Raw genomic sequence first — 25,815 nt, 5'->3', positions numbered from 1 at the left:
GCAAAGGACACTCAATGACCTCCACCAGCATCAACCTCACCTCCGGACCCAGCGAGACGGCCGGCCTCCTCTGGAACGTCACGCGCAACGAGTCGCCGCGCAGCGCGGCGGAGCGCGAGGAGATCCTCGCGAACCCCGGCTTCGGCAACCACTTCACCGACCACATGGTCGACGTGTGCTGGTCGGCCAAGGGCGGCTGGCACCGCCCGCGGGTCTCCCCGTACGGCCCCATCCAGCTCGACCCGTCGGCGGCCGTGCTGCACTACGCGCAGGAGATCTTCGAGGGCCTCAAGGCGTACCGGCACGAGGACGGCTCGATCTGGAGCTTCCGCCCGGAGGCCAACGCGGCCCGCATGCAGCGCTCCGCCTACCGTCTGGCGCTGCCCGAGCTGCCGGTCGAGCACTTCCTCGACGCGCTCAAGCAGCTCGTCGCGGTGGACGGCGACTGGGTGCCCGACCGCGAGGAGACCAGTCTCTACCTGCGCCCGTTCATGTTCGCCAAGGAGGCCTTCCTCGGCGTGCGACCGGCCAACAAGGTGGCGTTCTACCTGATCGCGAGCCCCGCGGGCGCGTACTTCCCGAGCGGCGTCGCCCCAGTCTCCATCTGGCTGTCCGACCACTGGTCGCGCGCGGGCAAGGGCGGCACGGGAGCGGCGAAGACCGGCGGCAACTACGCCTCCAGCCTCCTCCCGCAGGCGGAGGCGTACGAGCACGGCTGCGCGCAGGTGCTCTTCCTCGACTCCGTGGAGGGGAAGTACATCGAGGAGCTCGGCGGCATGAACGTCGTGCTCGTCTACAAGGACGGCACGCTCGTGACGCCCGAGTCGGACAGCATCCTCGAGGGCATCACCCTCGACTCGGTGCTGCAGCTGGCGCGCGACCGCGGCCACACGGTGGAGCGCCGCCGGGTGACGATCGAGGAGTGGCGCGACGGCGTGGAGTCCGGCGACATCGTCGAGGTCTTCGCCTGCGGCACCGCGGCGGTCATCACGCCGATCGGCGAGCTGAAGTCCGACACGTTCACCGTGGGCGACATCACCGCGCCTCCCGGGGAGCTGACCATGTCGCTGCGCAAGGAGCTCACCGACATCCAGGCCGGTCGCGCCCACGACCGCCACAACTGGATGATGCGCCTGGACGCGTAACCTCCTGCCGCCGAGGGGCACGTTGTTGTCGCTTTTCACGTCGAAAAGTGACAACAACGTGCCCCTCGGTGCTTGTGGTTCAGGGGGTGAGGGCTTCGAGGGTGCGCGTCAGGTCGGCGGGGGTGTTCCAGAGGTGGAAGGCGACGCGGGCGCGGCCGGCGCGGCCGGACGCGCGGAGGCCCGCGGCGGTCAGCGCCGCCAGGTCGGCTCCGTCGGGATCGGGCCAGGTGAGGATGGCGCGGCCACGCACGGGCGCGCCGGAGGCGTCGACCAGTCCCAGCGCATCCGCCAGGCGGTCGCCGAGCCCCGTGGCATGCGCGTGCACGGCGTCCGCGTCCAGTGACGCGAAGAACTCCAGGGCGGCAGCCGTCCCGGGCCAGACCGGCCACGCGGGGGAGACGTCGAAGCGCCGCGCGGAGGCAGCAGGGGCGACGAGCGGCCCGTAGCACGAGCTCCACGGGTCCTCGCCCGCGTACCAGCCCGCGTGCACCGGCCGGAGCCGGTCGCGGACGCCGGGCCGCACCGTGAGGAAGGCGCTGCCGCGGGGCGCGCACAGCCACTTGTAGGCGTGCGTGACCGTGACGTCGAACCGGGACGCGTCCACCGGGAGCCAGCCGAGCGCCTGGGTGAGGTCGGCGAAGCTGAGCGTCCCGGTGCGCGCGCAGGCGGCGAGGATCGCGTCGGCGTCCGCGTGCTCGCCCGTCGCCGACTGCACCAGGGAGAACGCGACGAGCCAGGTGTCGTCGCCGACCGCCGCGGGGAGGTCGGCCAACGCGACCTCCCTGACCTGCACGCCGCGGTGCGCCTGGGCGTGGAACGGCGCGACCATCGACGCGAAGTCCCCCTCCGCGCACACGACGACGGCGCCGTCCGGTGCGGAGGCCGCGATCAGCGAGGCGAGCACCGAGACCTGCGAACCGATCGCGATGTCGTCCACCGCGACTCCGGCGATCCGGGCGAAGGCGTGCCGGGAGCGTGCGATCGCCTCGTCGTAGTCTCCCGGCGCGGCCTCACCGCGCGCCCAGCGCTCCAGGTCCGCGCGGCCCGCGTCGACCGTCGCGCGGGTGGGCAGCCCCTGCGTGCAGGCGGCGAGGTAGCCGGCGCCGGCGGTGAAGGCCTCCGCGAATGAGGCGGCGGGCAGGGTGAGGGATTCGGGCATGCTTCCAGCCTGAGGGACCCTCACACATCACACCAGAACAGTTGTCGAATCATTTCCATCACTTGGCGTTATGATTCGCGCATGCTCCTCGACGACCTCGACTCCCACAGCCTCCGCGTGGTGCGGGCGATCGCCGACCACGGCTCCATCACCCGCGCCGCCGAATCGCTCGGCTACAGCCAGCCCGCGATCAGCCAGCACCTGCGCCGGCTGGAGGGCCGGATCGGGATGCCGCTGGTCGCCCGCGCGGGCCGCGGCGTACGCCTCACCGAGGCGGGCCGCGTGCTCGCCCGTCACGCGCGAGCGGTGACGACGGCGCTCGACGCAGCGGCGGGGGAGCTCGCCGACCTCCGCGGGCTCCGCACCGGCCGGGTCCGGCTGGCGGGCTTCCCGTCGGCGTCGTCCTCGCTCGTCCCCCGGCTGCTCAACACGATGGAGGCCGAGCATCCGGGAGTCCGGATCACCTACCTGGAGGCCGAGCCTCCCGAGGCGGTCGCCGCCGTGCGCAACCAGACCGCCGACCTGGCGATCACCTTCGGCTACCCGGGCGACCGGGTCGACCCGCACCGGGAGAGCGCACGCGGCCTCGCGGTCGTGCCGCTCTGGAAGGACGAGATGCTGGTGGCCCTGCGCTCCGACCACCCCCTGGCCGCCGGGACGAGCGTCGACCTCGCCGAGCTGGCCTCCGCCTCCTGGATCGGCGGCTGCCCGCGCTGCCGCGGTCACCTGCTGGAGCTGGCCGACGCGTGCGGCTACGCGCCGCGGATCGCCTACGAGACCGACAACTTCATCGCCGTCCTGCGGATGGTCGCCGAGGGCGTCGGCGTCGCGCTGCTGCCCGCGCTCGCGGTCGGCTCCGCCGGAGCGGTGGAGGGCGTGGTGCTGCGGCCGACGGCGAACCGCGACCACCGCACCATCAACCTGGTCGCCGCCACCGGCTCCGACGCTGTCCCGGCCATCGCCGCGACGGCGGACGCGCTGCTCGCGCTCGACGGCGCGCCCTGGGGGCTGTCGGAGCTCTGATCGCTGGCTACGATCGAGCTGTGGGCGCATCCGCACGTCCGGTTCGGATGCGCCGGAGGGAGTGGGCGTGAACGCGTCGGGCTTTCAGACCTTCCGCTCGGCCGATGTCGACGAAGCGGTCGAGCTCGCCTCCCGGCTCCTGTCCTACGAGCACCGGGTGACGCCGGTCCGCGCCGACGCCGCGTTCGCCTGGGAGGTCTCGGGCTTCCGGCTCGGCAGCGTCCGCCTGGCCCGGATGTCGTACGGCGGCCGCGTCGACGTCCAGATGCGGTCGCACAGCGATGCGTACGGGATCAGCGCCCCGAGCACCGGCCTCCTGAACATGAGGACCGGCCGGCGCGAGATCACCGCCACCCCCGAGTTCGCCGCGGTCGCCGGCCCGAACCTGGAGTCGGCCATCTCCGGGTTCGAGCAGCCGGACGATCGGCTGACGATGGTGCGCATCGACCGGCGGACGCTGGAGAGGGAGCTCGGACGGACCATCAACGCCGAGGTGACCGGTCCGATCGACTTCGCCCCGCTGCTGGACCTCAGGTCGGGCCGGGCAGCCGAGTGGTGGCAGCTGGTGCGGGTGCTCTACGGCTCGGCCGGGGGCCCGGACGGGCTGGCCGGCAATCCGCTGATGTCCGCACACGTCGCCGGCCTCATCATGACCGGCCTGCTCCTGGCGACCGAGCACCGCTACCGGGCCGCGCTCGAACGGGACGCGGCCCCGGTGGTGCCCGCCGTCATCCGGCGGGCGATGGACTTCATCGACGAGAACGCCGGGCTGCCCATCACCGTCTCCGACGTGGCCGCGGCCGTCGGCGCCAGCACACGCACTCTGCAGCGCGGGTTCCAGGAGCACACCGGATCGAGCACCCTCGCGTACCTCGCCCGGGTGCGCCTCGAGAACGCGCATCGGGAGCTCCAGCGTTCCAGCCCGGAGACCGCGACCGTCGCAGCGGTCGCCGCGCGGTGGGGGTTCTCCAACCTCGGCCGTTTCGCCGCCAGGTACCGGGCCGTCTACGGACTCCTTCCGGGGGAGGCCCTCCGGCAGTCGTAGGCCGCCCCTGGGGCTGTCTGCGGTCGGAACGCTGGCTACGATCGAGCCATGAGCGCATCCGAACCCGTCTTCGCCGTCGTCGGTCCCGGAGCCGTAGGCGGCCTGTTCGCCTGGCTGCTGTCCCGCGCCGGTCACGATGTCGTGGCGGTGGGTCGTCCGGCGACCGTCGCCGCCATCCGCGCCGACGGCATCGAGGTGCGCAGCGCCACCTTCGGCGACGGCGTCGAGCGCGTCTCCGCCGCCACCGAGGTGCCGGAGGGCGCGAGCGTCATCGTGGCGACCAAGGCGTACGGGCTGGAGGACGTCCTCCCCGGAATCGCGGCGGCGCGGCCCGTCGAGGTGGTGTCGTTCCTCAACGGTGTCGAGCACATGGGGCCGCTGCGGGAGGCGCTGCCGGGCGTGCCGGTGGCCGGTGCGTCCGTCGCGGTGTCCGCACTGCGCGCCTCCACGACGGTGATCGACCACCGCAGCCCGTTCGTGAACATCGAGGCGCCGGAGGCCGCCGGCGGCTTCGCGTCCGTCCGCGCGCTGGCCGACGCCGGCCCGCGGGTGACGGTCGGCGGCACGGAGGCCGAGGTGCTGTGGGCGAAGTTCCGGCTGCTGTCGGCGCTGGCGCTGCTGACCTCCTACTGGCGGCAGTCGGCCGGTCCCGCGCTCAGCGAGGACCCGGAGCTGACCGAGGCCGTCGTCTCCGAGATCGTCGCGTGCTCGACCGCGGAGGGCGTGCCGACCTCGGCGCTCGACCTGGTCCGCGTGCTGCACAGCGTGCCGGGCGGGATGCGCACCTCCCTGCAGGAGGACCTCGCCGACGGCCACCCGAACGAGCTGGACGCGATCGGCGGCGCGCTGCTGCGCGCGGGATCACGGCACGGCATCCCCACCCCGGCCATCGCCCGGATCATCGCGGCGCTAGGCTCGAACGCGTGAAGATCGCACGGTTCAGCCACACCCGCCCCTCCCAGCAGAGCCCGGTCATCGACTACGGCATCGTCGACGACGACGCCCTGGTCGTCCTCGCCGGCGATCCGATGTTCGCCGGCTTCGACACGACGGGGGAGCGCGTGCCGCTCGGCCAGGTCGGGTCCCTGCTGGCGCCGGTCATCCCACGCTCCAAGGTGGTGGCGGTCGGCAAGAACTACCGCGAGCACGCCGCCGAGATGGGCAGCGAGGCTCCGGGCGAGCCGCTGCTCTTCCTGAAGCCCAACACCGCCGTGATCGGGCTCGGCGACGCCATCCTGCTGCCGCAGCAGTCGCAGCAGGTCGAGTACGAGGGCGAGCTGGCGGTCGTGATCGGCAAGATCGCCCGGCACGTCCCCGCCGAGAAGGCCGCCGAGCACATCTTCGGCTACACGGTCGCGAACGACGTCACCGCGCGCGACCTCCAGAAGTCGGACGGCCAGTGGACGCGCGCGAAAGGCTTCGACACCTTCTGCCCGCTCGGGCCGGTGATCGAGACCGAGCTGAACCCGGAGGCCTTCCTGCGCACGCGGGTCAACGGCGAGCTCAAGCAGGAGGCGCGCATCTCCGAGATGGTGCACGACATCCCGTCGATCATCGCCTACGCGTCGAGCGTCTTCACCCTGCTTCCCGGCGACGTCATCCTCACCGGCACCCCGGCCGGGGTCGGGCCGATCGTCGCGGGCGACACCGTCGAGGTGGAGGTCGAAGGCGTCGGCTCGCTGGTGAATCCGGTGCGCACTCCCAAGTAGGATTTCAAGCGATGTCTGACAACGATCCGCACCCCTTCTCCATCGCGACCGGAGCGGACGTCCGCGTCCGGTTCTGCCCGTCGCCCACCGGCACGCCGCACGTCGGCCTGATCCGCACCGCCCTGTTCAACTGGGCCTACGCGCGGCACACCGGCGGAAAGATGATCTTCCGCATCGAGGACACCGACGCCGCGCGCGACAGCGAGGAGTCGTACGCGATGATCGTCGACGCGCTCCGCTGGCTGCGCCTCGACTGGGACGAGGGCATCGACGTCGGCGGCCCGAACGAGCCGTACCGGCAGTCGCAGCGGTACGACATCTACCGCGAGCTGATCGAGCGCCTGAAGGCCTCCGGCCACATCTACGAGAGCTTCGCCACCGGCGAGGAGATCGAGGCGCGCAACGTCTCGCTCGGCCGCGACCCGAAGCTCGGCTACGACAACTTCGAGCGCGACCTCACCGAGGACCAGAAGGCCGCCTACCGCGCAGAGGGCCGCGAGCCCGCGCTGCGCCTGCGGGTGCCGGACGACGACCTGAGCTTCGACGACCTGGTGCGCGGCGAGATCACCTTCCCGGCCGGCTCGTTCAGCGACTTCGTCGTCGTGCGGCCGAACGGTCACCCGCTCTACACCTTCGTGAACCCGGTGGACGACGCACTCATGGGCGTGACGCATGTGCTCCGCGGCGAGGACCTGCTGTCCTCCACCCCGCGTCAGATCGCGCTGTACCACGCGCTCATCGACGCCGGCGTGACGACGTTCGTGCCGCGGTTCGGCCACCTCCCGTACGTGATGGGCGCAGGCAACAAGAAGCTGTCCAAGCGCGACCCGGAGTCGAACCTGTTCCTCCACCGCGACCGCGGCTTCATCCCGGAGGGCCTGGTCAACTACCTGGCGCTGCTGGGCTGGTCGCTCACCCACGACCGCGACGTGTTCTCCATCGACGAGCTGGTCGCCGCGTTCGACGTCGCCGACGTGAACCCGAACCCGGCCCGCTTCGACCAGAAGAAGGCCGAGTCGATCAACGGCGACCAGATCCGGCTGCTGGAGGTCGGCGACTTCGCCGAGCGGACCATCCCGTACCTGGTCGCGGCCGGCGTGCTCAGCGAGCCGCTGACCGACGCGCAGCGCGCGGTGCTGGCCGAGGCCGCTCCGCTCGTGCAGGAGCGCGTGCAGCTCCTCGGCGAGACGCCCGGCATGCTCGGCTTCCTGTTCACGGACGCCGCGTCGCTGACCGTCGAGGACGAGGCCCGCGCGTCGCTGCCCGACAACGCCGGCGAGGTGCTGGCCGCATCGCTCGGCGCGCTCGAGGTCGTGCCGGAGGCGGAGTGGACGCACGAGGCCATCGAGGCCGCGCTGCGCGACGCCCTGGTGGAGGCCCTCGGCCTCAAGCCGCGCGTGGCCTTCGGGCCGCTGCGGGTCGCCGTCTCCGGGCGCCGGGTGTCGCCTCCGCTGTTCGAGTCGATGGAGATCCTCGGCAAGGCCGAGTCGCTCGCCCGGCTGGACGCGCTGTCGGCGAGCCTGGGCTAGGCCTCGCCGTGGGCGTCAGCGTCGAAGTCATCGTCGTCGGGGGCGGCCCTGCCGGTCTCAGCGCCGCGCTCAACCTGGCGCGTGCGCGCCGGCGGGTGCTCGTCGTGGACGGCAACCGGCCGCGCCACGCGGCGACGCTGCAGGCGCACGGCTTCCTCAGCCGCGACGGCGTGCCGCCCGCCGAGCTGCGCCGGCTCGGCCGCGAGGAGGTCTCCGGCTACGACGACGCCGACGTCGTGTTCGCGCAGGTGGACGCGGTGACCGTGGACGCGGACGGGTTCCGCGTGCGCGGCACGGGCGTGCGCGGCGGCACGGATGTGGACGCCGTGGCGGCCACCGTGGTTATCGCGACCGGCGTGGCGGAGACGATGCCCGCCCTCCCGAGCCTGCGCGCCTTCTACGGCACCCAGCTGCACAGCTGCCTGGAGTGCGACGGCTTCGAGAAGGCCGGCGAGCCGCTCGCGCTGATCGGCGAGACGGCGGACCTGGCCGAGCGCGCGCTGCTGCTCACGCAGTGGACGGACGACCTGATCGTCTTCACCAACGGCGTCGCGCCGATCGGCGACGACGAGGAGCGCGCCCTCGCGCGGCTCGGCGTCGGCGTCGAGCGCCGGCCGGTCGAGGACGTCGTGGGCGAGAAGGGCGCCATGACCGGCGTCCGGCTCGCGGACGGGACGGTGGTGCCGCGGGCGGGCGGGTTCGTGCGGCCGGTGTGGACGCCCGCCCTGTCGTTCGCGGACGCGCTCGACCTCGACAGGGACACCGACGGCTACCTGGTGACGGACGCGCACGGCCGCACGTCGCTGCCCGGCGTGTACGCGGCGGGGGAGACCACCGCGCCCGGGCCACAGCAGCTCATCGTGGCCGCAGGGTCGGGAGCCGTCGTGGCCGCCGCAGTCAACCGCGACCTGATCGGCATCGCCCTCAACGAGGGCGCCGTCCTCTAGCGCACCCCCGCCATCCCACCGCCGAGGGGCACGTAAACGCCCCTAAAACGCGGTTTTACGGGCGCTTACGTGCCCCTCGATCGCGCGTTTCGGCGCGCTACTCGTCGGGCGCGGCGTTGTAGCGCTCGAGCATGCGCGCGAAGGCCTCCAGGTCGGCCTCCGACCAGCTCGCCAGCCGCCGCGCGACCGAGTCCAGCACGGTGCGGGTGGACTGGTCGAAGGCGGCGCTGCCCGCGGGGGTGAGCCGCAGGGCGGTGCCGCGCGACCCTCCCGCCGGCTCGTCGTCGGCCACGACGTAACCGTGCTCCAGGAGGGCGGCGAGCTGGCGCGACACCGTGGAGCGGTTGAGCTGGAAGTGCGTCGCGATATCCACGGCCCGGCAGCCGGGGTTCTCCTGGATGTAGGTCAGCAGGGAGCGGTCCACGACGGAGAGCGCCTCATCCTCCCTCCGCACGCGCGCCGTCCCGCGGCGGCCGAGGGTGAGGAGCTCGCGCTGCACGCGGGCGATGGGGTCGCGGCCACTGCTGTCGCGGCCGCTGCTGTCGCGGGTCTCAGGCGCTGTCCGGGGCGTCATTCCTTCACCCTACCCGAATCGGAGTTGCACAATACAACGAAGTGTCGTACGTTGCTTTCTGCAACTCAACCCGGAGAGGATCTCCCGCCGCATGTCCGCGCACCGCATCACCCCCATTCCCGCCGTCGCCCGGCCGCCGCGCTTCTGGCCGCCGGCCGCCTTCTGGAAGACGCTCGGTTCGCACATCGTCATCCCGCTGTTCCTCGCGGCCGGGATGGCGTTGGCCTACCTCGGCGCGTTCCACGCCGCCCAGCCGAACAACATCCCCGTCGGGATCGTCGGCCAGGGCCCGGCGGCCGACGTGTTCGCGCAGACCCTCAACGACAAGGCCCCCCGCGCGCTCGACGTGAGCACCGTCGCGACAGCCGAGAAGGCCAGAGCGGAGGTCGCCGACGGGAGGCTCTCCGCGGCGTACGCGACCGACGCGACGCACGCGACGATCATCGTGTCGACCGCTGCGTCCCCGGCGGCGGCCTCCGCCGCGCAGGAGCTCCTGCTCCCGATCGCCTACCAGCAGCACCTGCCTTTGACGATCGACGACGTGCGCCCGGTTCCGGCGGACGACATGACCGGCCAGGGGCTGTTCTTCATGATGGTGGCGATGAGCGTCGGCGGCTACTCGAGCGCGATCGCCATCTCCGCGGTCGCCGGCCGCCTCGGCATCGGCTGGCGCATCGCCGTGTCCGCCGCGACCGCCGTCGTCGTCTCCGCGATCACCACCGTGGTCGCCGGCCCGATCTTCCATGTGCTCGCCGGCAACGAGTGGGGCATCGGCCTCCTCGGCGCCCTCTACACCTTCGGGATCATCACGATCGGCGTCGGCCTTCACCCCATGCTCGGCCGCTGGACCACCCCGGTCCTCACCCTGCTGTTCGTCATGCTCAATGTGACGACCTCCGGCGGCATCTTCCCGCAGAACATGCAGCCGCCCTTCTTCGCGGGCCTCAGCACGTTCTGGACGGGCGCCGCCTGGCTGGACTCCGCGCGGGCGCTGACGTATTTTCCGGGCCAGCAGTTCGGCTTCGACGGCCTGCGCCTGGCGCTGTGGGCGACCGTGGGACTGGCGCTGATCGGCGTCAGCCACCTGCTCACCGTGCGCCGACGGCGAGCCGCGGACGACGCCATCCTGGCGAGCGCGGAGGAGGAGGAGACGGCCACCGTCGCGGCATGAACGCGGGGGCCGGGCGACGGCTCGCCCGGCCTGCCCGCGTTTTGTGGAAGCGGCGGAGCATAGGCTATTGTTAGATCTCGTGCCCGGGCCACGGTCCGAAGCCCTTGGGGTATGGTGTAATTGGCAACACGGCTGATTCTGGTTCAGTTGTTCTTGGTTCGAGTCCAGGTACCCCAGCAGTAGCAAGACGTCGAAAGGCCCGGAGTTCCGGGTCTTTTTTCGTTTCTGAGCGCCCGGTTCACTCGTTTCCGGTGGCGTGGCTGTGCCCGGCTGCTGCGACCGCGCGGAGATCCCGGGCAGCGGCCTCCTGCGTCCCGGCAGTCGAAGCGGTGGCCCGGTAGTAGTCGCGCCAGATCACCCGGTGGAGCGGGATCCATCGCGGGATGGTGCGCAGGCCGGGGATGAACGGCAGCAGGGCGAGCAGCAGCGTGAGCCCACCCATGATGAGCACGATCACGAGGTCCGCGTTTGCGAGGGACGCGAACGGCTCCACTTGGTAGAAGAGCGAGAACAGCCAGAGCCAGGCCTGACCAGGCGTGTTGCCGGTCTCGTTCATCATGCCCCACTGGTCGCCGGTGAGATGTTGGGCCGCCGCCAGGTTCTGGAAGTACTGGCCGTCGCCGAGGAACAGGATCGCGGGGGCGTGGTTGAGCGGGTAGAAGCCGCTTTCGCCGGCCAACGCGCCGTCGAGCGCTCCGCTGCGGGCCATGCCGCTCAGCGACGAGATGATCGCGGGGACGGGTCCTTCGTCGCTCGACGCCTTCGGCAGCGTAGTGCCCTTGTCTGCTGCCAGGGCTTTGGCATAGGCGGACGCCCAGCGGGCCTGCTGAGCCGCGGACGCGTTCGACCACCGGGCGACCGCCGATGGTATGGAGGGAAGCGTGTGCAGCGGCCCGAGCACGAATGCCTTCGCGGTGTCGATCGGCAGCCGGACGCCCGACAGACTCTGCAGGTCGATGGGACCGAGGGTCTGTGTCGCTCCCTGAGTGTCGTTGTACGGAGGCCCGTACTGGGCGGTGTCGCTGGTGCCGCCGAGTTCGGCGGTCGCCGTGGTGGCGAAGTCGACAGGATCGTTCGCCGACCACGAGGCGAAGGTGACAGCCGGTTCGTCCGGCGACCCGAACACGGCGGCAAGCCCGAGTGTCACGGCTCCGACGACGATGAAGCCGATGGTGACCTCCTTGAAGAGGTCATAGTCGCGGACGCGTCCGTGCCAGGGTCGGCTCGCAACGTCCTCGCCGGCCTTCCAGGTCATGCTCGGTGTGCGCTTCATCGCGGCCCCTCCGATTCGTTGTAGGCGTTGACGACCTGGTCGTCGGCCTCGGTCGCGTCGATCGGCGGGACGACCCCGTGCACGCGCACCAGCAGGACGTGCAGCACCACGATCGCGCCGACGCCGATCGGAAGCAGCACGATATGCCAGGTGAACATCTGCCCCAGGTCGGCGACGTTGAACCAGGCGCCTATCCCAACCGCGTTGAGCGCGTCCTTGCCCTCGAAGGCGATCCACTGGGAGTCGAAGTTCGTCTGCAGCAGGTAGCCCGTGAACGCCGCAGCGATCGACACCGCGAAGGCGATCACGCCCGTGATCCAGGTGAGCACCCGGCCTCCGCGCCACGCGGCCATCCAGTACTTGCCCCACAGGTGCACGACCATTAGCAGGAAGAACAGTTCGACGCTCCACAGGTGCACGCTGTTGGTGAAATGCCCGAGGCTCGAGACGTGGTACCAGGCGGGTCCGTTGAGGCTGAGCACGAGACCGGAGAGGATCACGATGGCGAACGCAGCGAGCGACGCCATCCCGAACACGTAGATCCAGGAGGAGACATAGCTCGGCTGGTCCTGCGGCAGCAGCTTCTGCGGCGGGAGTCGTTTCAGGAGCCAACGGCGTGTGCGGCCGGTCCAGGTGTAGACCTCCTCGTCCTGACCGCTCGGCGCGTGGGGCCCGCTCATCGCCGGCGCCTCGCCTTCGGGAACGGCAGCAGCAGCGCCAGCGCGAACAGCACGAGCATGACGACGATGACGATGAGATTGCCGAGTTGAATGGTGAACGCACCCCAGCCGAGATAGCTGCCCGGCCCGCTTGCGACGATGTCCACGGTGTCTCCTTCGTTCGAGGCCCAGCGTGATCCTCGTTCGGAGCGGCGGGAGGGTCGAAGGTCCCCCCGGTTCGATGGTGACGTCGCCGCTCACGGGGCGAGGGCGTCGATCGCCGCCTGATTCGTCCCGTAAAGCGTGCGGTCCCCGATCAGGCTGAAGTGCTCCAGCCGCAGTTCCAGGTCGGGGCGCACGCGCGAATAGTGCAGCAGGATCCCGCGCTCGCTCAACCAGTCCTGGACGGAGTGGAACCGCTCGGCGGCCGTGACGTCGATGTCGGTCACCGCCTCGAGGTCGAGCACGAGGTGTTCGAGACGGTCGGGTCCCGCCTCGGCCACGGCGTTCCTCACCGCCTCCTCGAAGACCCCGGCGTTCGCGAAGAACAACGGAGCCGCGAAACGGAGCACGATCAGGCCGGGGGCTGTCTGGGTGACTTCGTCCTCCACCGGGAGCAGCGAGTGCTCGCGGGACTCTGTCGTGCTCAGCACGTCGATCGCCGGGTTCGCCGCCCGGCGGGCGAGGTTGACGAGGGCGAGGACCACGGCGATCACAATGCCCGCGACCGGCCCGATCAACAGCGCGCCGAGGAAGCAGGAGACCGCGATCCCGAGCTCGAACCGTGACTGCCGCCAGAGGGAGACGAACTCCCGGACGTCGAGCAGCGGGAGCACGGCGACCGCGACGACGGCGGCGATCACCGGCGACGGGATGTGTTCCAAGAGAGCCGTGCCGAAGACGACCAGCAGCAGGGTGCCCGCCGCCGTCACCAGCGCGGGGAGCTGGCTGCGCGAGCCGGCGTGGTCCATCGCGGCAGTGCGGGACGTCGACGACCCGATCGTGAACCCACCGGTGAGGCCGGAAGCGATATTCGCAGCGCCGAACGCCAGCAGATCCCGGTCCGGATTCACCCGGTAGCCGCGGCGCTCGCCGAAGGCCCGGGAGACGAGCAGCCCCTCGCTCATGGCGACCATCGTCAGCGACAGTGCGGACGGCACGAGCGAAAGCCACTGCGACCAGCCGATGGCGGGCCAGGAGAACGTCGGCGCGCCGAGCTCGACCGGCCCCAGCGTGCGCACTCCCAGGCTCTCCATCCCGGTGAAGGCCACCAACGAACTCGAGCCTGCGAGCACGATGAGCGCCCAGGGCACGAGCGGCGCGAACCGGCGGCCGAGTACGAGCACGGCCAACGACCCGGCCGAGACGGCGATCGCCCATCCGTTGGCTTCGCCCAGACCGGCGATGAGTTCCGCCACGCGGGTGAGGAAACCGGCGCTGCTGGTGATCCGCACCCCGAGCATCGTCGCGATCTCGCTCACGAGGATGTCCAGGGCGAGCCCGCTCACGAAGCCGATGAGGATCGGCTTGGAGAGGAAGTCCGCGAGGAAGCCGAGGTTGAAGACGGCGCAGAACACGAAGACGACGCCGCCGATGATGGCCTGAGCGAATGCAAGCGCGAGGTAGTCGCCCGACCCGGCGATCGCCATCCCGCCCAACGACGACGCGACCAGGGCGGATGCCGCGGCGTCGGGCGAGGCCACGAGCTGGCGCGACGAGGCGATGAGTGCGTAGACGACCGCCGGCACGATCAGCGTGTACAGCCCCGCGGCCGGGGGGAGCCCTGCGATCTGGGCGTAGCCGAGGTTCACGGGGACCGAGATCGCTAGGAGCGTCACCCCGGCGAGTAGCTCGCGCGGCAGCGTGCGCGGGGTCAGGCCGGCGAGGACGCGCCCGCGGAGGAGGCGTGGGATGGACAGCATGCGTCAGCCCGCGTGCTCTGGTCTCCTGTGCCGCTCAGCGGCCGTTCCGGGCGGCGCGCCTGCGGGACTCGTCGTGGTGGTTTCTCATGGGGTCATCAGACGGCGTGCGCTCACGGCACGACAAGGGTCGAAGGTCCCGGCCGGTGGCGCGCGGGCGGGGCAGGCTCGACAGCGAAGCCGATGACGTGAGGAGTCCCGATGCCCACCCCGATGACCCGCGACGAGATCGATGAGCTACTCACTGCCGCCCTGATCGGCAGGCTCGGGATGATCGCCGAAGGCCAGCCGTACGTCGTTCCGATCTCCTTCGCTTACCGGGACGGCGCCGTGTACTGCCACAGCGCGCAGGGCCGGAAGGTGCAGGCGCTGCGGACCCAGCCGGAGGTCTGCTTCGAGGTCGACGAGCTCGACCACATCGACCGCTGGCGCAGCGTGATCGCGTGGGGCAGCTTCCAGCAGCTGCTCGGCGGCGAGGCGAAAGAGGCGACGGAGCTCCTGGTCGATCGCTTCCGGCCGCTTGTGCCGGCGACCGCGGAAGGCCATCAGGGAGCGGAGCTCGGGATGATGCGGACCCTCGACATTCCGCGGCTCGCAGAGGCGCGGGCCCGGGTGGGGCAGTCTTCCGCGGCCGCTGTGGTCTTCCGGGTGAACCTGCACACGTTGACCGGTCGCAAGGAGGGGGAGTGGTGACGATGGCGATCGACGGGCGCACGGTGGTGGGGTTCGACGGTTCGCCGGCGGCGTGGCGGGCGCTCGACTGGGCGACCGACCGCGTCGCCGCGCGCGGCGGCGCGCTGGAGGTGGTGCATGCGATCGACACGCGCCTCGGCGGCGCGGTCTTCGGTCCGCGGTTCGATCTCGAGACGACGGTCGAGACCGTGCTCGCTCAGGCACGGAACCACGTTCGCGCGCTCGCCCCGCGAATCGCCGTGGAGGTCCGCTGGGTGGAGGGGCCGCCGGCGAGCGCGCTCCTGGGGGAGGCAGCGGGCGCCGCCCTCCTGGTGGTGGGCACCGACAAGGGGCCGCTGCACAGCGGGGCGCGGATCGGCACCCTCCCGCTGACGCTCGCGGCGAAGGCCGACTGCGTGGTCGCGGTCATCCCCGCGTCGCCGCGGCCCGAGCGGAACGTGGTAGTGGTCGGCGTGGACCGCTCCGCCTTCGCACGCTCCGCACTGGCGCTCGCCGTGACAGAGGCGAGCTGGTCGGGTGCACAGGTCGAGGCCGTGCACGCCTGGGACGTGCCGGAGGCCCTGCACGCCGTCCTCGACTCCGGAGAACGCGCCGATCCCGCGTTCCTGAAGCGGGAGCAGGCCGTGATCCCGGAGGCGGTCGCCGACGTCCCGATCGCGCGGGCGGCGCCGATCGCCGAGGTCGTGGAGCGCAGGAATCCGGCGGAGGCGCTCATCGAGCACGGAGCAGGAGCCGTCGCCATCGTCGTCGGGACGCGCGGCCGCGGGCGCTTCGTCTCCTCCCTGCTCGGCTCGGTCAGCCACGACGTGCTGCAGAACCTCCCGTGCCCGGTGCTGGTCACGCCGAAGGAGTTCTCCGTCGTCGTGCCGAGCGGGCCGGACGACCGGGACGATTGGTGACGCGAGGCTCCCGCTACAGCCCGTTATAGCCGGGGCGGCTCGCTCGCCGGTGCCGGTTGAGCTTCCCGCGGGGCCGCCGGCTCGGGCGGCGCCGCAGGGGTCGCAGGGGCGCCGGCCCTCCAGGGCCGCTGTCGGTACAGCTCCAGCAGCTCCGCGCCGAGCCCGAAGAACACCATCGCCAGCCACACCGGGATGTTGAGCACCGGGATCTGCAGCCCCACGATCAGGATCAGGCCGCCCACGAACGATTGGAGAACAGGATGCGCGGAGTGGCGGAGCACGACGCGCCCGAGGTAATGCGCGCCGACCAGGAACGTCGCGAGCGTCAGTACGATCCAGACCAGCAGGCCGGCGAGCGCGAGCGGCGCGCCCACGATCGTGACGAGCAGGAGCAGCAGCCCGATGGGCACGACGATGGCGGCCACGAAACCCACCAGCAGCGCGCGCCACGGCGACGGTAGGAGCCGGTCGGTGACGCGCACCAGCGTCCGGGGGACGAGGAGGCCGGCGGCGACGGTGAGGAGGCTGAGCGCGACCAGGGCGTAGATCAGCCCCAGGAACCAGCCCAGCACCGCGGCCCACGGCGAGATCTGGGGCGGGGAGGACTGCTGGGTCTGGACGTGTTCCACTGTGCCGGCGACCGCGCCGTCAGCGATGTGCGCCGTGGTGGTGCTGGCGTAGGTGACGTCGCCGCCGACGGTCCCGTCGATCCGGAGGTCGGTGACGCTGACCAGGAGGTCCCTGCCGACGTCGCCCGCGACGCGGATCGAGGTCGCAGTCGCGACGATGTCGTTCTGAACGGATCCGCGGGCGTCGACCAGGAGGTCGGACGCGAAGATCGTGGCGCTGCGCGCGACGTGGCCGGTGATCGTGACGGTCTGCCCGGCGAGGCGTATGTTGCCGTCCACTCGGCCGCTGATGGTGATGGTCTGCGCCGCCGCGATCACGTCGCCGGTGACGTCGCCGCTGACGGTGACGCTCTGCCCGGCGGCGTAGACGTCTCCGTCGACGGGGCCGGACACATCGACGGCGACACCGCTGTAGAAGTGCGGTCCGGCACCTCCGGCGGTCTGCGCCGGCGTGGTGGCGGCCGAGGCGCCGAGCGTCAGCATGAGCGCGCAGGCCAGCGCCGCCGCACCGGCGAGCCTGAGAAGGTGCGTGGCTCGAGCATTCATTTCCGAACTCCCCCCTGAGCGGCGCGCCGTGCGCCACGGGATCAGGGTCGGCCGATCCGGCCGTGCGCCATAGGGCCGTAGGTCCCGGCCGCCGTCGAAGCCGACGTGAGTGCTCAGATCAGGAGCGACGTCCGCTTCCGGCGAGCCGTCCCATCCGTCATCGACCTTTCTCCTTCGACTCGCCCGCCGTCTTCCCCGGGCGCACGACCAGCACCGGGCAGTCAGCCTGCGTGGCGCAGTACAGACTCACCGAGCCGAGGAACGGCGACGCCAGCTCACTCAGACCGCGGCTTCCGACGACGAGAAGCTCTGCGGTGCGCGACGCATCCACCAGAACCTTGCCGGCGTGTCCCGGCTCGGCGTGCAGGCTCACCCACTCGGGCAGCGTGTCGCCGAACTCGGCGCGGACGACGTCCTCCAGGATCTCGAACGCCACAACCTTGGGCGCCCGCTCCGGGGCCGGGAAGTAGGCGTCGTACATCGAGGTGGAGGGCAGCCACGCCATCACCAGGTGCAGGCGTGCCTCGAGTGCGCGTGCCAGCCGCACGGCCTCATGCACGGCGCGACGGGACTGCTCGGACCCGTCCACACCGCACACGATCGGCGGCAGAACCATCTTCGACGGATGCATGCGGAGCCCCTCAGGAGTGCTTCAGATCTCCGGAGGCTCCACCCGGAGCCGGTCGTGCACCTGCCGCACATGCGGCGACGACCATGCCGTCCGGAGGGCCTGCTGGTGCTCGGTCCAGGAGCCGACGGAGCCGGTCAGCGTGATCTCGTCCCCGTCGACGGTGACAGTGATCCGGGCCGCGTCGAGGATGGCGTTGCGCACCAGGGCGTTGCGGATCTGCTCGGCGACGTCGTCGGCCTGCGGCCGGCGGGAGAGCTCGATCCGGCTCTCGACCTCGTGGACGCCGTGGAGGCGCTCGACCGCCCGTTTGGCGGCCACTCGTTCCGAGTCCCACTCGACCTCACCGGTCAGGACCACGCGGTGGCCCTCCACGTCGGCGTGGATCCTCGTCCGCGGGACCCCCGCGGTCCAGGCGAGGATGCCGTCGACCGCAGCGGCGAGCGTGCGTCCGTGCGGGTCGCCACCGGGCGCGGGCAGCCTGAGCTCGTCCGCGACGGTGCGGACCCCGGCGACACGCTGGGTGGCTTCCACCACGGCGATGCGCTCGTGGAGGGTACCGACGTCGCCGGTGAGGGTGACCACGCCGCCGTCGACGGCGACGCCGATGGCGGGTGCGGTCACGTCCGGTGTCCACGCCAGTTCCGACTCGACGGCCCGGCGGACCGTCAGATCGCTGAACGTGCGTGCCATCGCGGTCGGCGCGTCTGATTCGGGTGCGCTGCTGATGCTCATGGTCCCAGGATCCGCGTGCCGGGGACCCACGGATGAGTCGAAGGTCCCACGCGGATGCGCGGGACCTTCGACCCACAGCCGGGTCGGCGCGCCGACATACGGTATCGGCGTCGACGCGGACGCCGAGCGGGGAGAGGGGAAAAGGGGAGCTGACCGGACCCGGACCCCGGTCAGACGTGGCCGCGGTGCTCGAGATGGAGTACCGCGGCCTGCGTGCGCCGCTCCAGGCCGAGCTTGGCCAGCAGCGAGCTCACGTAGTTCTTCACCGTCTTCTCCGCCAGGCCGAGCCGCTCTGCGATCTGCCGGTTCGTGCGGCCGTCGGCGATGAGTGCCAGCACCTGCCGCTCGCGGAGGCCCAGCGAGGAGAAGCGCGGGTCGTCGGCGGGCTCGCGGAGGGTCGCCGAGACGCGCTCGGCGACGCGCGGGTCGATGAGGCGCGTGCCCCGGTGCGCCGCGCGGATGTCGTCCAGCAGCGTGCTCCCGCGGATGTCCTTGACGACGTAGCCGTCGGCGCCGGCGATGATCGCGCTGCGCAGAGCGTCCTCATCGTCGTACGCGGTGAGCATCAGACAGCGGATGCCCGGCTCCGCCTGCTTGACGGACCGGCAGACGTCGATTCCGCTGCCGTCGGGCAGCCGGACATCCAGCACGGCGACGTCGGGCCGCACGGCGAGGATCCTGGCCCGCGCCTGAACTGCCGTCGCCGCCTCGCCGACGACCTCCATATCGTCCTGCCCATCGATCAGGGCGGCCACACCGCGGCGGACGATCTCGTGATCGTCCGCGAGGAAGACGCGGATCACCGGCGGGCTCATCGGACACCCTCGACGGACACGGGCAGACGGAGCCGCAACCGCGTCCCCTCCGGGGTCGACTCGACGTCGAGCGCGCCGGCGCGGCGCTCCGCGCGCTCGGAGAGGTTGGCGAGCCCGCTGCGTCTGCTCGCCCCGCCGATCCCGGTGCCGTCGTCCGCCACGTCGACGGTGATCTCGTCCGCGGAGGCGACGACCTCGACCGTGGCTGTGCCGGCTCCCGCGTGCCGGACCACGTTCGTCAGGCCCTCCCGCACGAACGCGGCGACATCGTCGGCGAGAGCAGCGTCGGTCACCAGGTCGACGGGGCCGGAGAAGGAGACCGTCGCCGGGCGCGGGAGGGCCTCGCCGACCTCCTGCACGATGTCGAGCAGCCGGTGCCGGAGGCTTTCGGCCGGCCCCTGCTGGTGCGACAGGGAGAAGATCGCCGTACGGATCTGCGCGATCGCGTCGTCGAGCGACTTCACGGTGCCGTCGATCCGGTCGGCCAGCCTCCCGGGGCCGAGTGCCGACTGGACGCTCTGCAGTTCCAGCCCCGCGCCGAAGAGCTGCTGGATGACATGGTCGTGCAGGTCGCGGGCGATGCGCGCCCGGTCCTCGAGGAGCACCACCCGCTCGTGGTCGGCGCGCGCCTCCGCGAGCTCCATCGCGAGGGCGGCCTGGCGCGAGAACGTCGCGGTCCTCTCCAGCTCGAACGCCGAGAAGGCGGGATCGCCGGTCGCGCGGACGGCGATCAGCACCTCGGGCTCGCCCGACATCCCGTCGAACGGGATGACCAGCGCGGGTCCCGAACCGCGGCCGTCCGGGAGCCGGATGCCGCTCAGCTCGTCGAGCCGCGTGGGCTGCGCCCCTTCGATCGCGCTGCGGATCCTGCTGTTGGTCGTCGGGTCGAGGTCGCCGGCGGCGCCGCTCGCTCCGAGCACGCGGAACGTGTCGTCGTGGAGGTCGAAACCGACGACGAGCACTGCGCGAGCGCCGACCAGCGTCGCCGTGCGGGTCGCCAGCTCCTCGCGCGACTGCTCCGCCTCGCTCCCCAGGATGCCCGCCGTCATCTCGGCGGCGGACGCGCTCCACGCCTGCCGGGCGACGGTCTCGGCGTACAGCCGCGCGTTGTCGATCGCGAAGCCGGCGTTGGCGGCCAGCGCTTTGACGAGCTGCTCGTCGTCCTCGGTGAACCCGCCGGCGACGGGGTCGGTCAGGTAGAGGTTGCCGTACACGGCGTCGCGCACCGTGATCGGGACGCCGAGGAACGCCGTCATCGGCGGGTGGCCTTCGGGGAAGCCGGAGGACCGAGGGTCGTCGGCGATCGAGTCGAGACGGATCGGGCGCGGATCGTCGATGAGGGCGCCGAGGAGCCCGTGGCCCTCCGGCAGGTGGTCGATCCGTGCCACCGTTTCGTCCGACATCCCGACGTGGATGAACTGCTCGAGGCCGCCGCCCTCGGCGATCACCCCGAGGGCGCCGTACCGCGCGCCGACCAGCTCGACGGCCGACTCGATGATCGCCCGCAGCACCACCGGCAGCTCCAGGTGGGACACCACCGCCCGGTTCGCCCGGACGAGCGCACGCAGCCTGCCCTGGGTGTCCAGCACCTTCCGTGCCTGCTCCACCAGCTCACCGAGGGCGCGGTCGAGTTCGGCCCGGGGCACGTCGGGGAAGGTGATCGGCTCATCGCTCGGGATGGCGCGCCTCCTCTCGGCAGCGGGCAGCGGGCCACGAGCCGTGAACGGCGCGTGAGCTCACGCGCCGAGTGTAGCTTCCTGCGGCGTCGCGTACACCTGCGTGTCCTGCCCGACCACGACGGTGGGAGCCGCAAGGTCGAGGACGAGACCGTGCGAGACCGAGCCCAGCCACGCGCGCTTCCAGCCGGTGAGCCGCCTGCTGCCGACGACGAGCATCGACGCGTGCTCCGCCTGGACGCGGAGCCCCGAGATCGGGTTCCGGCGGAGCAGGACCGCGTGCACGACGACGTCGGAGTGCGCGGCGCGCACCGTGCGCGCGTGGTCGTCCAGCAGGTCCTGCCGAGCGCTCTCCTGCGAGGTGACGAACTCGTCGTCGGGGACTACCAGCGGCTGCTCGGACAGCGGTGCGACCCAGCAGTGCACGATCGTCAGCGGCTGGCGCAGGCCCTCGGCCTCGCGTGCCGCGAACTCCAGGGCGAGCCGGCCCACCACGGAGCCGTCCACCCCGACCACGACGCCCGTCCGCGCCCCAGCAGCCTCCGACTCCTCGACGGGGATCACGGCCACTGGGCCGGCGGCCGCCGTCGCGAGCCGTGAACCGAGCGACCAGCCGTAACGGACGCGGGGCCCGACCCGGTGCCGGGTGCCGGCCACGACGAGTGTGTCGGCCCGGGTCTGACCGGTCAGCAGGTCGAGCGGATCCCCGACCAGCAGCTGCGCTCCGGACACGACGCCGGGATGGGAGGCCGCGAGCTCCTCCACCCGGGAGTCGAGCCGGTCCTCCTCCTGCTCGGTCGCCCGTTCGAGCGCGCCGTCGTCGCCCAGGAATTCGCCCGCGTCGACGACGTCGAGCAGCTCGACCGTCGAACCCTCGCCGCGCGCGCGGCGGAGCGCCCAGGCGAGCGCCGCCTCCGCTGCCGTCGAGCCGTCCCAGCAGACCACCGTCCGGTCGGTCATCGCCTTCTCCCTTCTACGACGCGGCTCGTGCCTCCCGTTCCGTCACCGAGTCAAGCGCCGCGGCCGCACGCCGCGTGGGCCGAAGGTCCCACGGGACCTATGGCCCTTCGGGCGTCCGTGCCGGTTGAGCAGACTGCAGACGGAGGTGTCCCTCATGGAGATCCGCAGGTACATCGTCGGTGTCGACGGCTCGGTGCCCGCCCGCGCCGCGATCCGGTGGGCGGTCGCGGGGGCGCGGGAGCGCGGACTCGGTGTGACGCTCGTCCACGTCGCCGACGACGAGTGGGGCGCGGTGGGGGCGCTGCTCATCGACGAGGTCGACCAGGACGCGGAGAAGCGGTTGGGGGAGGAGGTCGCCTACGCGCGGTCGCTCGGAGCGGACTTGCCGATCCACGGCGAGCTCCGGACGGGCAGCCCGATGGCGGAGCTCGCATCGTTCAGCGACCAGGGGACGATGGTCGTCGTCGGCACCCACAAGACCGGCTTCCACTACGGGCGGGCGTTCGGCTCGCGCAGCCTCCAGCTCGCGAACCTCGCAACGGGGCCGGTCGCGATCATCCCGGAGGCGGCGTCGCGGATGCGGCGCGGCGTGATCGTCGGCGTCGACGACACACCGGCGGGGGAGGCGGCGGTCGACCTGGCCGCGGACCTGGCGTGCGACCACCACTGCGAGCTGATGACCGTCCGCTCGTCGGAGGCGCACATCCCCTTCGACCCGGAGGACACCGACGAGCGGCGAGACTGGCAGCTCCGGCGCGACGACGAGGCACGGGGCTTCCTCGCGGCGGCCGTCTCGCGGGCACGCGCGAGGCAACCCGGCATCGTCATCCGCAGCAGGGTCGTGCGCCGGCCGGCGGGCGCAGCCCTCAACGAACTCGCCCGCAGCGCGGAGCTCCTCGTGATCGGGGACTCGCGCCGAGCCCACGCGCAGCTCGGCAGCCTCGGCGCTGTCGCGTACGACGTGCTGCTCAACCTGTCCTCGCCGACGATCGTGGTGCACGCCCCGACCGCCGGAGCGCGGGCGGAGCAGTCGAAGACGGAAGGAGAGAGCCATGTCATCGGATGACCCGGTCCAGGTGCTGGACCGCGACGAGTGCCGTGAGGTCCTGAAGGGCGGGACCGTCGGGAGGCTGGCGACGGCCGTGGGCGGAGAGCCCGACATCTACCCGGTCAACTTCTACTCCGACGGGTCGAGCATCCTGATCAGGACTGCGCCCGGCACCAAACTGCTGGAGCTGACCGTGCACGACACGGTGGCGTTCGAGACCGACGGCTGGACCGCCGAGGAGGCCTGGAGCGTCGTCGTCCACGGCCATGCCAGGCAGCTCGAGCATCAGGCGGAGATCGACGAGGCCGACAAGGCTCCATTGCAACCCTGGATTCCGACCCTCAAATACCGCTACGTCCACATCGACATCGACTCGATGTCCGGAAGGCGGTTCCGGCGCGAGCCGGAGCCCGAGCGCTGGTGAACCCCCTAGGGAAGCAAGAGCCTCATGCCCGACGGGAGGCCGTCGCGGTCTAGGACAACGGATAGGCGATCGTCAGGTTCTGCCCATGTGACGTAAGAATCCGTCAAGAATTCGCCGGGATGGTGGAGGTAACGACCCGGAGAAGGAGGGACGGATGGCGACCTGGACACGAGGCAAGCGGCTGGTCGGTGTGCTGACCGGCGTGATCGGCGTGACGAGCGTCGGCGCGGCTGGAGCCGTCGGCGCCGTGTTGTTCGACACCACGCAGACGAAGCACGCGGCGGCGGTCGTTCAGCCGGTGCGCACTCCGTCAGCCACGCCATCGGCGACGCCCACCCCGACCGCCACGCCGGCGCCGACCGCGACCCCGGCCGCACCCGCTCCGAGCGCGGCCCCCGCTCCGGCTCCGGCCGCACCGGCTCCCGCGCCCGCCGCGCCTGCTCCCGCCCCGGCCCCGGTCCAGCCGAGCCAGGGCGGCTCGTCCAGCGGCACGTCGTCAGGCTCCTGATGCGAAGGCCGACCGAGGGGGGCGACGATGAGTGAGCTGCTCTGGGCATTCGGCCGGGCGTCCGGCCTCATCGCGCTGCTGCTGTTCACGCTGACGCTGGTGCTCGGCATCGTCACCCGCTCCGGGCGTCCCCTGCCTGGGATGCCGCGGTTCTCGGTGTCGCTGATCCACCGCAACGTGTCGCTGCTCGCGTGCGTCTTCCTCGTGCTCCATGTGGGGACGCTGATGTTCGACTCGTACGCCAAGCTCTCGGTGCTCGACATCGTGGTGCCGTTCGCCGGGTCGTTCAAGCCGCTCTGGCAGGGCCTCGGCACGGTCGCGTTCGACCTGGTCGTCGCGATCACCATCACCGGCCTGCTCCGCCGCCGCATCGGCCAGCGCGCCTTCCGCTTCGTGCACTGGTTCACCTACGCGATGTGGCCGATCGCCGTCCTGCACGGCATCGGCAACGGGACGAACGGCACGAGCGGCTGGTTCCTGCTGGTCACCGCGGGGTGCACCCTCCTCGTCGTCGCGGCCGTGAGCTGGCGGCTGTCGGCCCGGTTCGTGGAGCACTCGCACACGCGGCGCCTCGCCGCGGGACTCGCCCCCTCCGGAGAGAAGGACGACGCATGACCATGACGATGGACTCCGCCACCTCCGGAGCGTCGACGCGCGCGGTGGACGCCGGGCGGCTCTTCGCCGCCGGCCACCGGGCGACGCTCGACGCGCACCTGCGCGCTTACGGTGAGCTGCCCCAGCGGAACCCCGACGCGATGCTCGCCGAGCTGGAGGCCTCCGGGCTCACCGGGCGCGGGGGCGCGGCCTTCCCGGTCTGGCGCAAGCTGTCCGCCGCCATCGACGCGGGCGGACGCCGCCGCGGCCGGGCGCCGATCCTCATCGCCAACGGAACCGAGGGCGAGCCGCTCAGCTCCAAGGACGCCGTCCTGCTGCGCAACGCGCCCCACCTCGTGATCGACGGGATGCTCGCCGCCGGACGCACGATCGGCGCGCGCAACGTGCTCATCGTGGCCGAGGGCGAGGCCCTCCGGGCCGTGGAGCGCGCCATCGAGGAGCGGCAGGACGCGCGCGGGATCGAGGCCGTGGAGGGCGCGGGAGGGTTCGTCTCCGGCGAAGCGAGCGCCCTGGTCAACCTGATCGAGAACGACGACGCGCGGCCGGTGGACCGCACGAGACGCCTGACGACCGCGGGCCTCCGCGGCCGGCCGACCGTCGTGCAGAACGTGGAGACGCTCGCGCACCTCGCGCTGATCGCGCGTCACGGCGCCCGCTGGTTCCGGTCGGTGGGCGACCCGGTCGACCCGGGCACGCGGCTGGTGACGGTCACCGGCGACGTGCCGAAACAGGGCGTCTACGAGATCCGCACCGACGCCACGGTGCGCGAGACCCTGGCCGCTCTGCAGCTCGACGTCGGGACGGTCTCCGCCGCGCTGATCGGCGGATACCACGGAGCGTGGGTGCCGGCGCAGGCGTTCGACCTCCCGCTGACCGCCCTCGACCTCGCGCCGTTCGACGCGTCGCCGGGCGCCGGGATCATCGATGTGCTGGGCGACCATCGGTGCGCGCTCGACGTGACCGCCGGGATCGTGAAGTACCTCGCCGGGGAATCGGCCGGCCAGTGCGGTCCGTGCATGTTCGGCCTGCCGACGATGGCCGACCGGTTCGCGGCCGTCGCCTCCGGCCAGGCTGTCTCAGAGAACGCAGCGGACCTCGCCCGGCTCGCGGGCCTAGTGGTCGGCCGCGGCTCCTGCCACCACCCCGACGGGACCGCCCGACTGGTGCGGAGCGCGCTCACGGTCTTCGACCACGACGTGCGCGCGCACGCCCACGGCCGTTGCGTTCGGAGGGCGCGATGACTTCTGCGGCCCTCCACATCGACTGGACGAAGTGCGACGGCCGGGGCCTCTGCACCGAGATCCTCGACCGCGCCCTCACGCGCGACGACTGGGGCTACCCGGTCTCGCTCCGCGGCGCGGAGGGCTCCCGCTCGGACGTGCCGCTGCGTGCCGACGAGCTCGACGCGGCGGACGACGCCGTGGCGCTCTGCCCGGTGCTCGCTCTCAAACGGGTGACCCTGTAGTAATCGGTGCTCGTCATCCAC

28 protein-coding genes and 1 tRNA gene are annotated in these 25,815 nt (G+C 71.8%); 17 read left to right on the top strand and 12 right to left on the bottom strand.

The features are described from left to right. Positions 1–14: 14 nt before the first annotated feature. Positions 15–1,145, top strand: a complete 1,131-nt coding sequence (locus ACFRFH_RS19605; protein WP_382464666.1) for a branched-chain amino acid aminotransferase — start codon at positions 15–17, stop codon at positions 1,143–1,145. Between the two features lie 79 nt (positions 1,146–1,224). Here ACFRFH_RS19605 and ACFRFH_RS19600 read toward each other — a convergent pair whose 3' ends face one another. Beyond that, positions 1,225–2,304, bottom strand: coding sequence for an aminotransferase class V-fold PLP-dependent enzyme (locus tag ACFRFH_RS19600; RefSeq protein ID WP_382464665.1), 1,080 nt, complete (start codon positions 2,302–2,304; stop codon positions 1,225–1,227). Between the two features lie 81 nt (positions 2,305–2,385). Here ACFRFH_RS19600 and ACFRFH_RS19595 point away from each other — a divergent pair, with 81 nt between their 5' ends. The 6 genes from ACFRFH_RS19595 (at position 2,386) to ACFRFH_RS19570 (ending at position 8,557) form a co-directional block, all read left to right on the top strand. Beyond that, positions 2,386–3,327, top strand: coding sequence for a LysR family transcriptional regulator (locus ACFRFH_RS19595; protein WP_382464664.1), 942 nt, complete (start codon positions 2,386–2,388; stop codon positions 3,325–3,327). A gap of 67 nt (positions 3,328–3,394) precedes the next feature. After that, positions 3,395–4,372, top strand: a complete 978-nt coding sequence (locus tag ACFRFH_RS19590; RefSeq protein ID WP_382464663.1) for an AraC family transcriptional regulator — start codon at positions 3,395–3,397, stop codon at positions 4,370–4,372. Between the two features lie 48 nt (positions 4,373–4,420). Further along, positions 4,421–5,299: a ketopantoate reductase family protein gene (locus ACFRFH_RS19585; protein ID WP_382464662.1), complete on the top strand. Its 879-nt coding sequence runs from the start codon at positions 4,421–4,423 to the stop codon at positions 5,297–5,299. Further along, the gene (locus ACFRFH_RS19580; protein WP_382464661.1) at positions 5,296–6,081 is read left to right on the top strand and encodes a fumarylacetoacetate hydrolase family protein; all 786 of its coding nucleotides are present in this window, start codon (positions 5,296–5,298) and stop codon (positions 6,079–6,081) included. Before ACFRFH_RS19585 ends, ACFRFH_RS19580 begins: the two co-directional genes overlap by 4 nt. A gap of 11 nt (positions 6,082–6,092) precedes the next feature. Further along, on the top strand, positions 6,093–7,610 hold the full coding sequence (gltX, locus tag ACFRFH_RS19575) for a glutamate--tRNA ligase (protein ID WP_382464660.1): 1,518 nt from the start codon (positions 6,093–6,095) through the stop codon (positions 7,608–7,610). Positions 7,611–7,618: 8 nt separating this feature from the next. Then, positions 7,619–8,557, top strand: a complete 939-nt coding sequence (locus ACFRFH_RS19570) for an NAD(P)/FAD-dependent oxidoreductase (RefSeq protein ID WP_382464659.1) — start codon at positions 7,619–7,621, stop codon at positions 8,555–8,557. A gap of 97 nt (positions 8,558–8,654) precedes the next feature. Here the strand turns inward: ACFRFH_RS19570 and ACFRFH_RS19565 are convergent, their stop codons facing one another. Further along, entirely contained in the window at positions 8,655–9,131 is a 477-nt protein-coding gene (locus ACFRFH_RS19565; protein WP_382464658.1) for a MarR family winged helix-turn-helix transcriptional regulator, read from the bottom strand. 91 nt (positions 9,132–9,222) lie between these two features. Between ACFRFH_RS19565 and ACFRFH_RS19560 the strand changes: the two genes are divergently transcribed. Beyond that, positions 9,223–10,302 (top strand): hypothetical protein, encoded by a 1,080-nt coding sequence (locus tag ACFRFH_RS19560; RefSeq protein WP_382464657.1) that lies wholly within the window; start codon positions 9,223–9,225, stop codon positions 10,300–10,302. Positions 10,303–10,407: 105 nt separating this feature from the next. After that, positions 10,408–10,479 (top strand) — tRNA-Gln (locus ACFRFH_RS19555). Positions 10,480–10,540: 61 nt separating this feature from the next. Here ACFRFH_RS19555 and ACFRFH_RS19550 read toward each other — a convergent pair. From ACFRFH_RS19550 to ACFRFH_RS19535, 4 genes are all read right to left on the bottom strand, one after another. After that, positions 10,541–11,575, bottom strand: a complete 1,035-nt coding sequence (locus ACFRFH_RS19550) for a hypothetical protein (protein WP_382464656.1) — start codon at positions 11,573–11,575, stop codon at positions 10,541–10,543. Beyond that, complete coding sequence (locus tag ACFRFH_RS19545; protein WP_382464655.1) at positions 11,572–12,255, bottom strand: cytochrome b N-terminal domain-containing protein; 684 nt, start codon at positions 12,253–12,255, stop codon at positions 11,572–11,574. The genes ACFRFH_RS19550 and ACFRFH_RS19545 overlap by 4 nt, the downstream gene beginning before the upstream one ends. Continuing rightward, positions 12,252–12,401, bottom strand: a complete 150-nt coding sequence (locus ACFRFH_RS19540) for a hypothetical protein (protein ID WP_382464654.1) — start codon at positions 12,399–12,401, stop codon at positions 12,252–12,254. The genes ACFRFH_RS19545 and ACFRFH_RS19540 overlap by 4 nt, the downstream gene beginning before the upstream one ends. Before the next feature lie 90 nt (positions 12,402–12,491). Continuing rightward, on the bottom strand, positions 12,492–14,156 hold the full coding sequence (locus ACFRFH_RS19535) for a SulP family inorganic anion transporter (RefSeq protein ID WP_382464653.1): 1,665 nt from the start codon (positions 14,154–14,156) through the stop codon (positions 12,492–12,494). Between the two features lie 198 nt (positions 14,157–14,354). Between ACFRFH_RS19535 and ACFRFH_RS19530 the strand changes: the two genes are divergently transcribed. Together ACFRFH_RS19530 and ACFRFH_RS19525 are read left to right on the top strand one after the other, a co-directional pair. Then, entirely contained in the window at positions 14,355–14,846 is a 492-nt protein-coding gene (locus ACFRFH_RS19530) for a pyridoxamine 5'-phosphate oxidase family protein (RefSeq protein WP_382464652.1), read from the top strand. Between the two features lie 2 nt (positions 14,847–14,848). Beyond that, positions 14,849–15,745: a universal stress protein gene (locus ACFRFH_RS19525; protein ID WP_382464694.1), complete on the top strand. Its 897-nt coding sequence runs from the start codon at positions 14,849–14,851 to the stop codon at positions 15,743–15,745. 23 nt (positions 15,746–15,768) lie between these two features. Here the strand turns inward: ACFRFH_RS19525 and ACFRFH_RS19520 are convergent, their stop codons facing one another. The 6 genes from ACFRFH_RS19520 to ACFRFH_RS19495 all read right to left on the bottom strand — a co-directional run bounded on the left by ACFRFH_RS19520 (position 15,769) and on the right by ACFRFH_RS19495 (position 21,734). After that, positions 15,769–16,920 carry a hypothetical protein gene (locus ACFRFH_RS19520; protein ID WP_382464651.1) on the bottom strand — a complete coding sequence of 384 codons (1,152 nt, stop codon included), beginning with the start codon at positions 16,918–16,920 and terminating at the stop codon, positions 15,769–15,771. 157 nt (positions 16,921–17,077) lie between these two features. Continuing rightward, positions 17,078–17,551 (bottom strand): universal stress protein, encoded by a 474-nt coding sequence (locus ACFRFH_RS19515; RefSeq protein WP_382464650.1) that lies wholly within the window; start codon positions 17,549–17,551, stop codon positions 17,078–17,080. Between the two features lie 21 nt (positions 17,552–17,572). Next, positions 17,573–18,283: a BON domain-containing protein gene (locus ACFRFH_RS19510; RefSeq protein ID WP_382464649.1), complete on the bottom strand. Its 711-nt coding sequence runs from the start codon at positions 18,281–18,283 to the stop codon at positions 17,573–17,575. 170 nt (positions 18,284–18,453) lie between these two features. Next, a complete protein-coding gene (locus ACFRFH_RS19505; RefSeq protein ID WP_382464648.1) occupies positions 18,454–19,098 on the bottom strand; it encodes a response regulator in 645 nt (214 codons plus the stop codon). Continuing rightward, a complete protein-coding gene (locus ACFRFH_RS19500; protein WP_382464647.1) occupies positions 19,095–20,744 on the bottom strand; it encodes a GAF domain-containing protein in 1,650 nt (549 codons plus the stop codon). Before ACFRFH_RS19500 ends, ACFRFH_RS19505 begins: the two co-directional genes overlap by 4 nt. Before the next feature lie 90 nt (positions 20,745–20,834). Beyond that, positions 20,835–21,734: a universal stress protein gene (locus tag ACFRFH_RS19495; protein ID WP_382464646.1), complete on the bottom strand. Its 900-nt coding sequence runs from the start codon at positions 21,732–21,734 to the stop codon at positions 20,835–20,837. A 154-nt stretch (positions 21,735–21,888) separates the two neighbouring features. Here ACFRFH_RS19495 and ACFRFH_RS19490 point away from each other — a divergent pair, with 154 nt between their 5' ends. From ACFRFH_RS19490 to ACFRFH_RS19465, 6 genes are all read left to right on the top strand, one after another. Then, positions 21,889–22,800: a universal stress protein gene (locus ACFRFH_RS19490; RefSeq protein ID WP_382464645.1), complete on the top strand. Its 912-nt coding sequence runs from the start codon at positions 21,889–21,891 to the stop codon at positions 22,798–22,800. Continuing rightward, complete coding sequence (locus ACFRFH_RS19485; RefSeq protein ID WP_382464644.1) at positions 22,787–23,206, top strand: pyridoxamine 5'-phosphate oxidase family protein; 420 nt, start codon at positions 22,787–22,789, stop codon at positions 23,204–23,206. The genes ACFRFH_RS19490 and ACFRFH_RS19485 overlap by 14 nt, the downstream gene beginning before the upstream one ends. A gap of 154 nt (positions 23,207–23,360) precedes the next feature. Then, positions 23,361–23,714, top strand: coding sequence for a hypothetical protein (locus ACFRFH_RS19480; protein ID WP_382464643.1), 354 nt, complete (start codon positions 23,361–23,363; stop codon positions 23,712–23,714). Positions 23,715–23,741: 27 nt separating this feature from the next. Further along, the gene (locus ACFRFH_RS19475) at positions 23,742–24,329 is read left to right on the top strand and encodes a ferric reductase-like transmembrane domain-containing protein (protein ID WP_382464642.1); all 588 of its coding nucleotides are present in this window, start codon (positions 23,742–23,744) and stop codon (positions 24,327–24,329) included. Beyond that, a complete protein-coding gene (locus ACFRFH_RS19470; protein WP_382464641.1) occupies positions 24,326–25,570 on the top strand; it encodes an NADH-ubiquinone oxidoreductase-F iron-sulfur binding region domain-containing protein in 1,245 nt (414 codons plus the stop codon). The genes ACFRFH_RS19475 and ACFRFH_RS19470 overlap by 4 nt, the downstream gene beginning before the upstream one ends. Beyond that, a complete protein-coding gene (locus ACFRFH_RS19465; protein WP_382464640.1) occupies positions 25,567–25,794 on the top strand; it encodes a ferredoxin in 228 nt (75 codons plus the stop codon). The genes ACFRFH_RS19470 and ACFRFH_RS19465 overlap by 4 nt, the downstream gene beginning before the upstream one ends. Positions 25,795–25,815 lie beyond the last annotated feature (21 nt).

Source organism: Leifsonia sp. NPDC056824, assembly GCF_042789575.1.
In the GTDB taxonomy this organism is placed as follows: domain Bacteria; phylum Actinomycetota; class Actinomycetes; order Actinomycetales; family Microbacteriaceae; genus Leifsonia.
This window is presented reverse-complemented; position numbering and strand designations above follow the sequence as displayed.